This window comes from Bacillus sp. JJ675 (genome assembly GCF_036963165.1).
Classification (GTDB): Bacteria; Bacillota; Bacilli; order Bacillales; family Bacillaceae; genus Bacillus; species Bacillus glycinifermentans.
In genome coordinates, this window is sequence record NZ_JBALMR010000030.1 from 1 (window position 1) to 14,333 (window position 14,333).

Consider the following 14,333-nt stretch of genomic DNA (forward strand, 5'->3'; position numbering starts at 1 on the left):
AAAAGGGATTCAAATGCACAATCCTTTTGCACCTCAAGTTCAGTTGGCTGGTGGGGGGAAAGTACCTTATAATGCTATTGATGGTGAAAACTTTAGAGACAACCTTATTCGGCGTATAAGGGAACTTGCTGATGTTGAGAAAGGCGATATCAGAATAAATAAAGCTACTTCCGAAAAAGTCGTTAATGCCTTGTCTAGTTTCAAAAGCAGAAAAATGACATTTGGAAATCAACGGTTCTTACTAGATAAAAAAGGGATGAAGCATATTTTGGAAAGACATCATCCTGAATATTGGGACGGATCAGTTAAAACCACACAGTCTTTTTTCAAGAAGGATTTGTCTATAGAAGAGATAGCTAACGCTATAGAATCTATTTTAAAACAAAACCGAGGGGTTTTGACTGAAAAAGACTTTAGGGGAACAACAGGTAAGCAGCAAATAACAGGAACGTATAACGGAGTAAAATATGTAGTTGGTTTTAAAAAAGGACGAATAGGTCAATTCTATCCAGTAGAGTAGGTGAAAATTTTGTTTTATATTAATACATTAATTCGTAGACCAGATAAAACAATTACTGATTTATCGATATTGAAATCAAAGCAAAATGATTATTTTGTAGATATTAATAACATGAATGATTTAAAAAGTATTGAACATATATTGGATTTTGACTATCTTGAAGGCGCAATAATAATAAAATTTAATGATCAAATTTTGATGGATGTAACCACATGGGATTTAGTTGATGATTTGTGGGCATATTTATTAAATGTAATCGAGAATGTTTTGAATACAGGATATGGTGAAACTTACTTTCCAGATCAGCCGTTACGTTTAAGTATGCGATCATTATCTAATGATTTATTACTTTTTGAATTAGATGCTCCTACTCAAGTTAAAGCTGCCGTACCTAAAAGAGACTTCCTTCTTGCATTAATTGAAGGGGCGGACTATTTTTTTGAAAAAATGAATGAATCTTATGTTAATAACGTAGATTATAATGGTGAAATTGATATGATTGAGTCTTTGAGAAAAAAATTCCTTGCTGATATTTAAAATACACCTCCCATAAATTAGATAAGTGTTTTGGTGGTTTGTCCGAAAGATGTTGGTCATAAACTGCATATTATTCTGAAAGAAATTTTAAAGGGGTACAAAGGCTCTCTGGAAAGAGAGCTTTTTCTTATGGACTGTGGATGAGATTGATCAGACCTAAACCATGTCAAACAAAGTTATGTAGTATGTGTGTTAGGAGGTAATAAAGTAATGGATAAGAAAAATATTAATTTCCTCGAAGAGTTGCTTTATAATACAGTCACCAGGACATGTGGTTGATGTTCCAAAAATTTAATTCATTTCAAAAAAAACCTTGAAAGGCAGTTGCTACTCAAGGTTTTTATTATTCAAACTAAAAAAGGGATTCAAATGCACAATCCTTTTGAGCCGCAGGTCGAGTTTGCAGGAATAGGGAAAGTTCCTTATAATGTGCTCAATGGTGAGAAGATAAAAGAAAAGTTTATTCAGTTTGCAAAGAAAGTCTCTGATTTAACTAAAGGTAACAGGAAATACAATTTAGGTACCATGATACACACATTTATCATGGGGAAATAAATAGGCGTGGAAAAGCTGTAGGCTATCATCATGAAAGTATGATGGGTGGAGGGAAGATTATACCTGGCACTGAAACTAAGCCTGATAAAAATGGTGTCTATAAGGCAGAAATTGAAGTTGATGGGGTTAAAAAAATTGGAATATCAACCTTTTTCCCAAAAGAATGGGATCGAAGCCGAGTTTTGGATGCTATAGGGGAGGTTTTTCTAAAAAGAATTTGTTGTTTGAAATTAATTAAAAATCAATTGTTAAACATATGAAGTCCTATAAACTATAATCAAATAATGTTTTTTAGGAGATAGGGTTATGTTTACATTACGTTTAAGGCTTGAGTAACTTAATGATGCTGAGATTAATTTGCTGCGTCAACAACGGGAAGAGCGCAATGAAATTTATTCAAAGCTGCGTGAATTAGATAATCAAAACAATCCAGTCGAAGTAACCGATGCAAACATGATCCACAAAAAATCCTTATTAGAGTTAGCAAATTAAAACGGCAGTCCTTTTAAAAAACAAACCAGAGAAAACAAATCCGCCAGTTGTGTCTTCCTCAAATCCTAGAAGAAAACTAAGCCTGGGGCGAAAACTCAAAACTTCGTGTGGCATCATTAAAGATTTTAAGGAATCATAAAGGTGAAATACGATGTTATGAGATTCAAAAAGAAACAGGAATGTCGATCCACAATATGACGACTTTTATGAAGGGATTAATGAAGCATTACCCTGAAGTAGAAAAGATATACCGTGGTCGTTATGTTATTAAAAAAGAAACAGGGAATGACAGTGATGAAAGTCCTTTCTGAATGAGGGTTTTTTGTTTAGAAATCGGTTAAAAATGTATAATGCATAGGGAGCATACATTCGATTTGAAGGTGTTGAGAGTTTTATTTTTTGTTATGTGCGAAAACAATGTCAGAAAGAGAGGGTCACTTAACAAAGTATGAAGTATGAGATGGACAAATGTATATTTTGTGATATAGTTAGTCAAAAAGTTTCTTGTTTTGAGATATACAAAAATGACTTTGTAACAGCATTTCTCGATATAAATCCTATATCATGTGGTCATACACTAATTATCCCTAATCTTCATATTGAAAGATTAGATCAAATAAACGATCCGTCACTTTCAAATGCTTTAATGAATTCTCTTATAAATGTACCTCAAATTTTAATTAACTCAGGTATTTGTAAAGATTATACTATACTATCGGATAACGGACATTTTGCTCAACAAGATATTAAACATCTACATTTTCATATAATACCGAGATACATGAATGAAAAGTTTGAATTAAAATTAGATACTGACTATACGGCCGCTAAGAAGAACAACTTACTTTCAGTATGGAAAAATATTGTGCGGAGATGATCACAAATGATCATCTCTTTTTGTTTATCATATTGTATTGAAACTGAAGAATGCAGTTATCTTAATGAGGTGATAGAAGCAAATAAAAGACTGTAGCGACAAGGCGTTTTTTAACTTTTTGAGCAGCAAAGAGGGAGTGTTAATCTTAAAATGCTTGAAAGAGAAGGTGAATAGAGGAGATTTGAATGAGGAGAGGATTATTAGAGATAGAAGCTAGGAAGAAAAGTATTGATATTAACGGATGTTACGACAAGGACGAACCTTATTGGAAAATCGGTGGTTGGTTTAAGATTGTATGTTCTATAGAAATGCCAAGTATTCTTGATATAAAAAAAGCAGAAGCAATACTCGCATCTATATCTAACAAATGGTATTGGGATAAAGGGAATGTTTCTGCCGTTTCTGATGTTAATGATGTAGATACAGTCTTTTTCGATGAAAAAGTACAATTTTTCAATTGTTAGTTTGAAGACTTTGAGTAAATAATATTTATTTTTAACCCTGATTGGCTATTGCCTTTTAGGGTTTTTTTATGTTCAAATCCAAGGAAAATCTGATAAAATGGGGGGCTTTTTCTTTTACGCTTTGTTATACGAAAGATACAAGAAAACGAACGTATACCTGAGTCCAAGACGGAGAGCCTGCCGTCGATGATCTTTTGCATATGGTTTTTGCAGCAGATTGACGGCCGCTTTTTTAATAATCGGAATGGGAGACGAACTTATTCCTTATCAAGTGTGCACCCAGATATATCGATGATGATGTTTGTCAGCTTCACAGTATTGAGCGTGGGGAACGCAAGCGGCAGGATCCCGCTTGCATGGGGAATCGTTTTCACTTGTGTATTGAAACATTGAGCCTGTCGCTGTAAGATGCTGTTTTTATATACTCACTTAAGTGAGTATATCCCGGATCAGACGATTGGTGGCAAAGGGAGCTTCTTTGGTGTGGACCGTTTTTAAAAGAATATTTCAGCAAAAGTGTGCCCAGCAAAAAAATCGATTCTCACTATTTACTGGCGCTCTTCAGGCCATCGAAAAAATATGACAGCCTGAAGAGCAGATAATCCGTTCTTAATCATCTGACAACAGTTACATAATGCACCCAATAAATAACACCGTTTTTATAAACAACAACAGTCGCTTTACCAGGACCTATGGCTGTAACCATACCATATTGATTAATCTCAAGAACGCCCTGACCATTGAGGACTTGATACCGGTCTCCTCCCATAAATACGTTAGAATCGCCAACCTTCATTGTAGTGTAGGTTACACCGTAAGATTTGACTGACGCTGCTTTGGCAGGGGCGTTAAGAGCAAGAGCCGGAGAAATGACGATTCCTAAAATCAATGATAATGCCAATAAACTTTTAATAAGTTTTTTCATCATTTACCCTCCTGGGTTTTCATTTTGCTTTCAAGTCTAGTTTAGCATGTTAAATATTTGAAACGTGTGGAGAGTTTGTGAAACGGAAAGTTAACCAATGAAAGATGTGTGAACTTCTCCTTAAAGGAAAACAACAATGAAGTAAAGGAGGTTATCGGAATCGAATATATTTGTTTAGAAGCATTAACTACTTTGACAGGGTAGCGTTCGTTAAAAAATGAAAAAAAAAGAAGCAGCGCTTATAAAAAACTTATGGGGATAAAAAATCGAATGGAAACAATTGTTCTCGAAAAATGTTGTTTAAAACGAGTAATTTATTTACTTTCTGAAATAAATCCGCTGCCAAAATGATCAAAGATCCATGATAACCCGACCGAAATCACAAATAAAAAAAGCCAAACCCTTAAATACCAAGGATTTGACTCTCATCTTTGAATACGTCCCAGGAGAGATTCGAACTCCCGACACACAGCTTAGGAGGCTGTTGCTCTATCCACCTGAGCTACTGGGACACAGAACAATATTATAGTATAAAGCAATGAAAAAATAAAGGGGGAAAATCCAATTTTTTTCGTTTTTCAGAAGAAAGCGTGCATCCAGCCTGACTGAATGCATGCTTTTCCACCTTAGCCTTTCAGATCAATATGATGTCCTGAAACAGGGTGGGGCGCTTGTATTGCGTCGATCAATTGTTCCGCATTTTGCTTGGCGGTATCCATAGCTGTTTTCGTTAGTGAAATATTCACGTTTTGGGCCAGCGAGGATTGACTCATAGCCACCGATAAAGCTGCGATATCCAACAAAACCACCTCCTTACCATGTAATATCGGTTGAATGAAGGGAGGTCTTAATTCACATTTAATCGTTTGAATATTCAATTTTTTGATGCGGCATGATAGTATAGATTTGGAAAAGCGCTGGCGGACTTGCTGAAACAGCAGTCAGATCTCGCAAATGTACCGTCTAGCGCCTTTTCTCATCCGGCCGTTTCATTTTTTCCTCCAACAACTCAATGATTCTATTGTTTTGTTTCACCATTGTTCTCAGTATCGTGATCATCGTTCCGGAGAATCCGGTCAACATGATGAGCAGTACAATGAAGATCCACATGCAAAACACTCCGTATTCTTTTTCTTCTTTCGCAAAATTTCGTCTGTTTTTAAAAAAAAACGATATGGGAGGCTGATTCATGGATTGGCTTGAGTTTGTATCTTCGATGGTCCAGTCGTTAGCGTGGCCCGTTACATTGGCAACGATCGTATGGCTCTTAAAGGAACCTGTATCCGAACGGCTGAAGGAACTTATCAAATTAAAATATAAAGATTTCGAATTGGAATTCGGCATGCGTGTTCAGGCGCTGGCTTCGGCACGCGGCAAAAGAAACCGTGCTCTGGTGTCGATAAAGGCCGATAATCCGCCGCAAGCCGTGGTCGAAAGCGCATGGGCCGAGGTTGAGGAGGCGCTGCGTGAGGCCGCCAAAAGACTGGAATCGGATTCCGGCAGTCAGGGTGTGCTGCATGTCATCGATACGCTTTATGAACAAGGAGGGATCACGAAAGAAGCGGTGTCGGAATTAAGAGAGCTGTGGAATTTGAGATTTATGGCTACAGGCGAGATCAGTTCCGACAGTGCTTTAGAATACAGAAGCCTTTGCAGCGAAGCGGCTGAAACCCTCAGATCAGCGAGTAAAATGGCTTCAACCTTTTAAAATATCTTTTTCGTTCTTCATTTTGCGATTTTTCCCAGGATGATTATCTGCCGTCACAAATATGATATGATGGAGGCACATGAAGAAGACTAGCAAAAGAGAGGTTTTCAGTTGAATGTTAGAGAAAGCCGAATCATTATTACAGCGTTATTTTGGCTATCCGTCATTGCGGCCGGGACAGCGGGAAGCCATTCAATCCGTTTTAGAAGAGCGGGATACGGCGTGCATTATGCCGACAGGGGGAGGCAAATCGATTTGCTATCAGATTCCCGCTCTGCTTTTGGAAGGTACGACACTGGTGATCTCCCCTTTAATTTCACTGATGAAAGACCAGGTGGATGCCTTAAACGAGCTTGGGATCAAAGCTTCATACGTCAACAGCTCACTCGATACCCGCAAGGTTGAGGAACGTCTTTCCATCTTAAGAGAGGGCGGGTACAAGCTGTTTTACGTCACACCGGAGCGCTTAACTTCCCCGGAATTCATCCGTGTGATTTCCAATCTTCATATTCCGCTTGCGGCGATAGATGAAGCCCACTGTATCTCGCAGTGGGGGCACGATTTCAGGCCGAGCTACAGGAATATTGAAAGCTTTTTAGGCTCGCTCGTAAGCCGTCCCGTCGTGCTTGCACTAACGGCGACCGCAACGCCTGAAGTTCATGAAGATATTTGCGAACAGCTCGGCATCCAAAAAGAAAACACCGTTTACACCGGATTTTCCAGAGACAATCTGACGTTTAAAATCGTAAAAGGTGAAAACAGGGACCGGTTCATCGAATCCTATATCGAAAAAAACCGCTCTGAAGCGGGGATTATTTATACTGCGACTAGACGCGAGGCTGAAAGAATTTCCGGAAATCTCTTGAAAAAAGGGATAGCCGCCGGGTGCTACCACGGAGGAATGAATGATGAAGAGCGGGAGCGCCAGCAGGACCTTTTTTTAAATGACAGCATCAGCGTAATGGCAGCCACTTCCGCATTCGGAATGGGCATCAATAAAACAAATATCAGGTATGTAATCCACTATCAGATCCCAAAGAACATGGAGAGCTATTATCAGGAAGCGGGACGCGCCGGACGCGACGGTCTTGACAGTGAGTGCATTCTGTTGTTTTCACCTCAGGATATCCGGCTGCAGCGTTTTTTAATCGAGCAGTCTACAGACGATGAAGACATGCAGGCGCAGGAAATGAAAAAGCTGAGACAGATGGTTGATTTTTGCCATACAGAAGGCTGTCTTGAACGGTTCATTCTCGGTTACTTCGGCGAAAAACAGACCGAAGACTGCGGGAGGTGCGGCAGCTGCCTTGATACGAGAAACGCAACAGACGTCACAAAAGAAGCGCAGATGGTATTATCCTGCATGATGAGAATGGGCGAAAGGTTCGGGAAAACTATGGTCGCACAGGTTCTTTCTGGGTCTAAAAATAAAAAAGTCATCGAAAACGGCTTTCAGCATTTATCGACGTACGGTATTTTAAAGCATCAGACCATTCTTGAGATCAGCGATTTTATAGAATTTTTGATTGCCGATGAATACATAAGGATGTCTGACGGAACATACCCCGTTCTTTTTGTGACAAATAAGGGGCGGAACGTATTGCTTGGAAGGGAAGAGGTCACCCGAAAAGAAAAGATGAAAACCGCCCAAATTGTTCAGGATGACCGGTTGTTCGAGCGTTTAAGAACGCTGCGCCGCAAGCTTGCACAGGAGCAGGGAGTGCCTCCATTCGTCGTTTTTTCTGATGAAACATTGAAGGAGATGAGCGGCAAAATGCCGTTGACCGAGGATGAATTAATGGATGTCAAAGGAGTAGGGGAGCAGAAAAGACAAAAATACGGCGCTTTATTTTTACAGGAGCTAAAAGCCTATAAAGCCGAAAATGAATGATAAAAATGTATTTGGTAAATCTCTTTATTAGAAAAGTGAAAGATCGGGAGAACCGTTGATATGACTGGGTTTATAACGACTTAGACAGGCGTGGAAAATGTTTCTTGTAAAAGAACTGTAATCAAAAACAAATTGTTTTGTTATTGAATTGACATTTTCATATGTTACGATTGCTCCTGTTAGCCGGACAATAAAAAGCTAACAAGGGAGGATTTACTTATGAAGAAGACGTTTATGTCCTTTGTTGCGGTTGCGGCGCTGTCGTCAACTGCATTCGGAGCGAGTGCCTCTGCAAAAGAAGTAACAGTCCAAAAAGGTGATACACTTTGGGGAATCTCGCAGAAACAAGGTGTCAGCCTGAAGGATCTAAAAGATTGGAACCAGCTTGCTTCTGATGTTATTATTCCAGGCCAGAAGCTGAACGTTTCAGAAAAAACAACAGAAAAGAAACAATATACAATTAAAGCGGGAGACACACTCTGGAAAATCGCCCAAAAATTCGGCGTTACAGTGAATGATCTCAAAAATTGGAACGACATCAAATCAGATATAATTTATCCGAATACAACAATTGCTGTCGATGGGCAGGCAACTGTTCAGACTGAAGTAAAAGCTGCGGAAACCAAAACTGCGGTTCAACATAAACCGAAAACCGAACAGGCTGAGCCAGCTCAAAAACCGGCTGAACCAGTTCAAAAACCGGCCGCTAAAAAAGAAACAGTTTCTCAATCAAATACATCTCAAAACGCGGTAAAAGAGCTGACAGTTACTGCAACGGCTTATACTGCTAATGACGGCGGAATGTCCGGTATCACAGCTACAGGAATCAATTTGAAAGCCAACAAGAACGCCAAAGTCATCGCCGTCGATCCTAACGTGATTCCTCTGGGCTCAAAAGTTCACGTTGAAGGCTATGGTGTAGCGACTGCGGGAGATACCGGCGGAGCCATTAAAGGAAACAAAATTGACGTATTTGTTCCAAGCAAATCTGACGCAAGAAATTGGGGCGTCAAAACCGTTAAAGTAAAAGTATTAAAATAAAGAGCGATTTTCGCCTTGACACTGAACATAGTTGATGGTCAGTGTCTTTTTTTATGTTCATGAACAAGCAGCACAGATCCTCACTAACAGTGATATCGATCATTTCATTGCACCATATTTAACAAATTACAGCCCCCTGAATAGTTTAGTGCGCAACCTATCAATTGTTAGCCAGACGATTGATACGGGTTTAAGCGGCGGACTAAAGGAGGGAATGTCATTCCCTATTGGCTTGCTATATGTATTACCTCAAAAGCAGGTAGCCGCTACTTGCTTTTATCGAAATAACAAGTAAAGGTGTATTAGGAAAATTGAACAAATACGTTGAATCTTGAAGCTTGAGAAAAAGGATACATCAACAGCCGAACTGTCACTATTCTCTTTAACAAACTGAGTCAATATGTGTAAACGAGAAGTGATGCAAATCCATCGAGCCGTAGAGGTTCGCGGCAGGCACGCATAGTGGGGCGGCCTGCATTGAAATTAGCAGAACATCGCAGTATATCAATAAAATGAGAAATTTTTCTGTGTTGATTGACGGTGCTGAGATGGGAAAAATCAAAGATGGAGTAAGGGCGCGAATTGATTTGCAGCCTGGCGAACATTTTATTCAAGTGAAAGCTGATTGGTGCATAAGCCAATTATTGAAGTTTGCTTTACATAAAGGAGAAGTGTCGAAGTTTAGATGCGGAAGTCCGATCCGGGGATGGAAGGTTTTCACGGTGATGTTTTCTGTTCTGTCCAGCCCTGAAAAATATCTGTTTATCCACCAGGAATAAGCGGCCGAAAGTAGGCCCCGGGGGGACAAACGTTCAGCTGCTGATTCATGCGAAAACGCCAGACATTCCGGTCCATCTTAGCAACGCGTCGGGAGAAAAACACCGGAAGCTGGCGTTGTGCTGTTTTTAAAATTATGAGCCGCCCGGATGGCCGACAGCTGCAATGTATCTGGAGGCAGCGGTTCGGCGAACGCAAAGTTGTTTCGCCGTTCGCGGGAATCAACCTGCTATTTACGGCATCCGGATAAGGTGTTTTGCAAAATAGCAGGACCTAATCTATTCATTTTCGAGTTGGAAAGGCGTATCTCGACCCGTGTATTCACAGGAAGCTCTGAAGATATTTGGTCAAATTTTCCTGACCAGGGAGCTCCCCCGGCCCAGCTTGGCATATCTTCATTAACGGAATACATCTTAAACCGCCAACTGATTTCCCCGGGTATTTGGGCCAACCCTTCGTATCGGTCGTAATCTCCGAATGAAGAAGGAGGAGGCATCCAATCAGCATAGATGCCAATGCTCTGTCGTTCTCTCACAGGACTCGTCGGCATATCTGTATACGGTTTTTTAACTTTTGCAATTAAAGCGGTTCCTAGAGCATTGGGTATAACCCTGACCGGATGAAGAACGACGCTGCATGGATAGGATATCTGGGCCGTAGTCTGGGCCTTAGCTGTTACCGCATGAGGCAAGAACAGGGCTAGAAGCGGCAGCAAGCTTTTTAACATTCTGTTCAATCGAATCACCTCCAAATCCGGAAATAGTTTAACCGATCTCTGCGCCCGAAATTCATCCGTGCATAAAAATGCTTGAAAAGCGGCATCCCCGCTCATCCAGCTTTCTGGAATATATTGAAGAAGCATGGCAAGGAAAATAGTTTTGCCTTATAGAATACTTACGAAAGAATGCTGGTAAGGAGGGCAAATATGTTTCCGGAGATTGAAACAGATAGGCTTGTATTAAGAGAAATAACTGATCTGGATACAGAAAGCGTATTCGATTGTTTTTCCAATGAAAAAGTTACCCGCTATTATGGACAAGATACATTTGAAACCAAAGAGCAAGCAAGACATTTAATTGCTCTTTTTAAGCAGAATTATGTTGAAAACAGGGGAATTAGATGGGGAATTCAAATAAAAGGAGAAGAAAAACTAATCGGCACAATTGGATTTAATGCTTGGTCGCCTAAACATAAACGGGCGGAAATAGGATATGAATTGAATCCTAAATATTGGAGAAAAGGCTATGCAACAGAAGCGATTGCTAGAATTGTAGAGTATGGATCTGGAGATATGGGATTAACTCGTATTGGTGCGGTTGTTTTTATTCAAAATGAAGGGTCTAATCAGGTATTAACAAAATTGGGTTTTCAAAAAGAAGGAGTATTAAGAAATTATATGTATCAAAACGGCGTTTTGCATGATACATATGTATACTCTATTTTAGGCGCTGCGGGTTGCTGAACTTCCTGAATTTTAACACAATGTCTTCCTGCGGCAGCGGCCTGCAAGTCAGCTCACCCGTAATCAGGCAGAGGAAATCGCAGTTCCTCTGCCTGTTAATGCTCCGTGATGGTGAGACGGACCTTGCCGTTTAGCGCTTTTATCCGGCACCTTCCTCCTATGGGAAACGTAAAAAATGGAGTCGTATGGCCGAAATCCATATTGGCGATGACCGGAATCGATGAAAGCTCTTTTTTTGTTTGAATGATCGTTTTGAGAAGGTCGATCGGTACGCCTGATTTTTTCTGAAAGCGGCCGATAACAACAGCTTTGACAAATGAGAAATCCGGAAGGTGGAGCAACGATTGCAAATCGCGGTCGAAAAAAGCGGCCGAAGATTCAAAATCATCTTCCAAAAATAATACGGCATCTTTTATGTCAGGGAAATATTCCGTTCCCTGAAGAAGATTCAGCGTACATAAGTTTCCCCCGAGCATCCTGCCTTCCGCAGTTCCTTCGTTTAAGATGACCGGACCGCGATTTGGATAGGGACGCTCTTCCGCAATCTCCTCGCACCAGAAGTTAGACGGTTCGATTTCGTACGGTTCTTCCGACAGACAGCATTTCACAAAATAATCTTTTGTATACTCTAACCCCTGTTTCATAGAAAAGCTAGAAAAATGAGGGCCGGAATAGGTCACAATGCCCGTCTTTTTATAAATTGCGGAGGCGAGAGCCGTAATGTCCGAAAAACCGCAGAACATCTTTGGATGGGACTTGATCAATTCATAGTCCAAATAGGAAAGAAGCTGATTGCTGTTGTAGCCTCCGAGCACTGTCAGAATCCCTTTTACGTCCGGGTCTAAGAAGGCTTCGTGAAGGTCGCTGACTCTTGATTCAATGCTTGATGAAGAACATGCATCGAGTTCATCGGCATGGGCCGAAACCGAAATTCGAAACCCGATCTGTTCTAACACGCGCGTTGCCCTTTCCGCTTGCTCTTTTTCTAAAAGGGACATACTCCTAGAAGGAGCAACGATTCTTAAGAGGTCTCCGGCTTTTAATTTTGAAGGAAACATATACAACATCCTTTTGCTTGGTTTAATTCCATTTAACCATATCATCAGCAGTGTTGAAATGTTTTTTATAATATTCATCACTGAAATCCAATCTTGTAAAAAAATTCAATTTGTGAATCTATTTCCAAAATAAGTTTTAATGTAATGTTAAGCAAATTTTTCAACTTCCTTTCCCTTTTTTGTGATAGAATGCTTATGTCATCTGGTACATATTTTGTCTGAGCCCAGAAAAACCATGACAAAAGGAGCGTTCGATTTGAAGAAGAGAAACTGGTTTTTATTTTTGATTATTTCGGCTTTTGTACTTGCATTAGCTGCATGCCAGCAAGCTGATCCAAAAGGATCGTACGCGGCCGCTTACAAAAAGTTAGCCGAAGCAGAAAAGTACGATTTTTCAGCTGATATCGGCCTGAAAGTTGATGCGTCCAATATGGGTGCGGAAGATAAGCAGATTGCCGAAGTGTTGAACAATCTAAAATTAACGGTCAGCGGAAAAACAGATTCGAAGACAAAACAGTCTGAAGTCGTGCTAAAAGGCCAAATGAAAGTCCAAAACATGACGATGAATTTCGATGTTCCGGTGTTTATGGATGAGAAAAAACAAGTTGGGTACATCAAGCTTGACAGCGTCTTAGACAATTTCGGATTGTTCCTTGGAACAACGGGAATGAACTTTGACAGTCTGAAAGGAAAGTATTTGGAATTCCCGCTTGAAGACGATCAGTCATCATCAAAAGAGGCGGAAGACATTCAAAAGAAACTGATGGATTCCATCCAAAAAGGCGCGGATAACCTGTCCGCAGACCAGTTTAAAACAGAAGATTTGACTGATAAAGAAAAAGAAAAAGGCGCATCAGAAAAAATCACATTCAGCCTGAAAGACGAAGAAGTGAAACAAGTCGTGATGAACGTCATCAAAATCATCGGCGATGCTTCAGAAAAAACGTTGTCTAAAGATGATTTGAACAATGTAAAAGACGGCTTGAAAGATTTGACTTTCAAAAAGTACAATGTGACAACAACCCTTGATGACAAGAAAAATATCCTTTCTCAAAAAGCCGATGTGTCCATCGACTTTGACATAAAGGATTTCCCTAAATCAATCGCCATTACGACTGATTCTTCTTTTAAAGAAATTGACGGTGAAGTGACATTCAGCCATAAACCGAAAAAATCTGATATCGTGACAGAAGAAGAAGCGCAAAACCTAATGGCAAACGATGCACTGAATTTCTAAGTCCGACAAATTCCCTCCGGGTTTCGACCGGAGGGAATTTTTGCGTTTTCTATGTCTAATTTCTGACGAACGATGCGAAAACGTTGACAATACCCGTAAGATTGAATACGATTTTGATAGCTTGGACAAATAGGAGAGATTATTGCATATGACTCATAAAGAAAAGAATAAAAATTTTACAGGCATCGTTGTTGCGCTGACGATCATCATCAACGGTGTCATCGCATTGCTGTTTTTCCTCCCGAAAGGCGACAAGTTCAGCCATTTGGATCTGACGTTCTTGCCGCTGCTTAACGCCGTCTGTAATAGTTTTACTTTTATTTTTCTGGTTGCGGCGCTTATCATGATCAAGCAGAAAAATATTAAAGCCCATAAACGGTTTGTTTTTGCCGCTTTTACAACGACGGCAATCTTCCTTGTGTCTTATCTGACCTATCATTCGCTGATGCCTGATACCCATTTTGGAGGACAAGGCATCATAAGGCCCATCTACTTTTTTATCTTGATCACGCACATTGTGTTGTCAGCCGTTATCGTTCCTCTTGCCTTGTTTACATTGTTCAGGGGGCTCAGCATGCAGGTTGAACGCCACCGCAAAATCGCACGATGGACGATGCCGCTTTGGCTGTATGTCAGCCTGACGGGCGTTCTCGTTTATATCTTGATTTCCCCTTACTATTAAAAAAGCCGGACAACCGGCTTTTTTTGTTTTATCCCCAACTATTCCTTTTTCGAAATTAATCCGTCCAAATTAGATAAACGTACTACACAAGAAGTGAACATGACCAA

General features: G+C 40.2%; 18 protein-coding genes and 1 tRNA gene. 13 read left to right on the forward strand and 6 right to left on the reverse strand.

Features of this window, described 5'->3' with window-relative positions; genetic code table 11:
- The 6 genes from V7126_RS08235 to V7126_RS08260 form a co-directional block, all read left to right on the forward strand.
- On the forward strand, positions 1-520 hold a 520-nt coding region (locus V7126_RS08235), incomplete at its 5' end, for an EndoU domain-containing protein (RefSeq protein ID WP_335497519.1).
- Positions 521-529: 9 nt separating this feature from the next.
- Positions 530-1,057 (forward strand): hypothetical protein, encoded by a 528-nt coding sequence (locus V7126_RS08240; protein WP_175075071.1) that lies wholly within the window; start codon positions 530-532, stop codon positions 1,055-1,057.
- A 551-nt stretch (positions 1,058-1,608) separates the two neighbouring features.
- Complete coding sequence (locus tag V7126_RS08245) at positions 1,609-1,872, forward strand: EndoU domain-containing protein (RefSeq protein WP_309245899.1); 264 nt, start codon at positions 1,609-1,611, stop codon at positions 1,870-1,872.
- Positions 1,873-2,211: 339 nt separating this feature from the next.
- Positions 2,212-2,415: a Rok-like winged helix domain-containing protein gene (locus V7126_RS24055; RefSeq protein WP_419761770.1), complete on the forward strand. Its 204-nt coding sequence runs from the start codon at positions 2,212-2,214 to the stop codon at positions 2,413-2,415.
- A 149-nt stretch (positions 2,416-2,564) separates the two neighbouring features.
- Complete coding sequence (locus V7126_RS08255; RefSeq protein WP_236809500.1) at positions 2,565-2,981, forward strand: HIT domain-containing protein; 417 nt, start codon at positions 2,565-2,567, stop codon at positions 2,979-2,981.
- Between the two features lie 185 nt (positions 2,982-3,166).
- Complete coding sequence (locus V7126_RS08260) at positions 3,167-3,445, forward strand: hypothetical protein (protein WP_175075029.1); 279 nt, start codon at positions 3,167-3,169, stop codon at positions 3,443-3,445.
- Positions 3,446-4,058: 613 nt separating this feature from the next.
- On the opposite strand, the gene V7126_RS08265 is transcribed toward V7126_RS08260, so the two are convergent.
- From V7126_RS08265 to V7126_RS08280, 4 genes are all read right to left on the reverse strand, one after another.
- Entirely contained in the window at positions 4,059-4,370 is a 312-nt protein-coding gene (locus tag V7126_RS08265) for a hypothetical protein (protein WP_175075073.1), read from the reverse strand.
- Positions 4,371-4,808: 438 nt separating this feature from the next.
- Positions 4,809-4,882: transfer RNA gene (locus V7126_RS08270), tRNA-Arg, on the reverse strand.
- Positions 4,883-4,996: 114 nt separating this feature from the next.
- Entirely contained in the window at positions 4,997-5,179 is a 183-nt protein-coding gene (locus V7126_RS08275; protein ID WP_373687983.1) for a YjfB family protein, read from the reverse strand.
- A gap of 154 nt (positions 5,180-5,333) precedes the next feature.
- Positions 5,334-5,480: a hypothetical protein gene (locus V7126_RS08280; protein WP_164918161.1), complete on the reverse strand. Its 147-nt coding sequence runs from the start codon at positions 5,478-5,480 to the stop codon at positions 5,334-5,336.
- A 79-nt stretch (positions 5,481-5,559) separates the two neighbouring features.
- Here V7126_RS08280 and V7126_RS08285 point away from each other — a divergent pair, with 79 nt between their 5' ends.
- From V7126_RS08285 to V7126_RS08300, 4 genes are all read left to right on the forward strand, one after another.
- Positions 5,560-6,078, forward strand: a complete 519-nt coding sequence (locus V7126_RS08285; protein ID WP_046132875.1) for a hypothetical protein — start codon at positions 5,560-5,562, stop codon at positions 6,076-6,078.
- A gap of 115 nt (positions 6,079-6,193) precedes the next feature.
- Positions 6,194-7,969, forward strand: coding sequence for a DNA helicase RecQ (gene recQ, locus V7126_RS08290; RefSeq protein ID WP_216898589.1), 1,776 nt, complete (start codon positions 6,194-6,196; stop codon positions 7,967-7,969).
- Positions 7,970-8,188: 219 nt separating this feature from the next.
- A complete protein-coding gene (locus V7126_RS08295; RefSeq protein WP_046132877.1) occupies positions 8,189-9,010 on the forward strand; it encodes a LysM peptidoglycan-binding and 3D domain-containing protein in 822 nt (273 codons plus the stop codon).
- Positions 9,011-9,537: 527 nt separating this feature from the next.
- Complete coding sequence (locus tag V7126_RS08300) at positions 9,538-9,789, forward strand: hypothetical protein (RefSeq protein ID WP_236809483.1); 252 nt, start codon at positions 9,538-9,540, stop codon at positions 9,787-9,789.
- Positions 9,790-10,016: 227 nt separating this feature from the next.
- Here V7126_RS08300 and V7126_RS08305 read toward each other — a convergent pair whose 3' ends face one another.
- On the reverse strand, positions 10,017-10,514 hold the full coding sequence (locus tag V7126_RS08305) for a hypothetical protein (RefSeq protein ID WP_175075194.1): 498 nt from the start codon (positions 10,512-10,514) through the stop codon (positions 10,017-10,019).
- 198 nt (positions 10,515-10,712) lie between these two features.
- On the opposite strand from V7126_RS08305, the gene V7126_RS08310 reads away from it, so the two are divergent.
- Positions 10,713-11,249 (forward strand): GNAT family N-acetyltransferase, encoded by a 537-nt coding sequence (locus tag V7126_RS08310; RefSeq protein WP_175075076.1) that lies wholly within the window; start codon positions 10,713-10,715, stop codon positions 11,247-11,249.
- A 95-nt stretch (positions 11,250-11,344) separates the two neighbouring features.
- Here V7126_RS08310 and V7126_RS08315 read toward each other — a convergent pair whose 3' ends face one another.
- Positions 11,345-12,307: a S66 family peptidase gene (locus tag V7126_RS08315; RefSeq protein WP_175075077.1), complete on the reverse strand. Its 963-nt coding sequence runs from the start codon at positions 12,305-12,307 to the stop codon at positions 11,345-11,347.
- 256 nt (positions 12,308-12,563) lie between these two features.
- Here V7126_RS08315 and V7126_RS08320 point away from each other — a divergent pair, with 256 nt between their 5' ends.
- The gene (locus V7126_RS08320; protein WP_175075078.1) at positions 12,564-13,544 is read left to right on the forward strand and encodes a hypothetical protein; all 981 of its coding nucleotides are present in this window, start codon (positions 12,564-12,566) and stop codon (positions 13,542-13,544) included.
- A gap of 148 nt (positions 13,545-13,692) precedes the next feature.
- On the forward strand, positions 13,693-14,226 hold the full coding sequence (locus V7126_RS08325; protein WP_175075079.1) for a DUF420 domain-containing protein: 534 nt from the start codon (positions 13,693-13,695) through the stop codon (positions 14,224-14,226).
- Positions 14,227-14,333 lie beyond the last annotated feature (107 nt).

Bases quoted from the DNA above. Each gene is read 5' to 3' on its own strand.
- V7126_RS08260 (WP_175075029.1), top strand. From the start codon at position 3,167: ATGAGGAGAGGATTATTAGAGATAGAAGCTAGGAAGAAAAGTATTGAT.
- V7126_RS08295 (WP_046132877.1), top strand. From the start codon at position 8,189: ATGAAGAAGACGTTTATGTCCTTTGTTGCGGTTGCGGCGCTGTCGTCA.
- V7126_RS08305 (WP_175075194.1), bottom strand. From the start codon at position 10,514: ATGTTAAAAAGCTTGCTGCCGCTTCTAGCCCTGTTCTTGCCTCATGCG.
- V7126_RS08280 (WP_164918161.1), bottom strand. From the start codon at position 5,480: ATGTGGATCTTCATTGTACTGCTCATCATGTTGACCGGATTCTCCGGA.
- recQ (WP_216898589.1), top strand. From the start codon at position 6,194: ATGTTAGAGAAAGCCGAATCATTATTACAGCGTTATTTTGGCTATCCG.
- V7126_RS08315 (WP_175075077.1), bottom strand. From the start codon at position 12,307: ATGTTTCCTTCAAAATTAAAAGCCGGAGACCTCTTAAGAATCGTTGCT.
- V7126_RS08285 (WP_046132875.1), top strand. From the start codon at position 5,560: ATGGATTGGCTTGAGTTTGTATCTTCGATGGTCCAGTCGTTAGCGTGG.
- V7126_RS08265 (WP_175075073.1), bottom strand. From the start codon at position 4,370: ATGAAAAAACTTATTAAAAGTTTATTGGCATTATCATTGATTTTAGGA.
- V7126_RS08255 (WP_236809500.1), top strand. From the start codon at position 2,565: ATGGACAAATGTATATTTTGTGATATAGTTAGTCAAAAAGTTTCTTGT.
- V7126_RS08325 (WP_175075079.1), top strand. From the start codon at position 13,693: ATGACTCATAAAGAAAAGAATAAAAATTTTACAGGCATCGTTGTTGCG.
- V7126_RS08310 (WP_175075076.1), top strand. From the start codon at position 10,713: ATGTTTCCGGAGATTGAAACAGATAGGCTTGTATTAAGAGAAATAACT.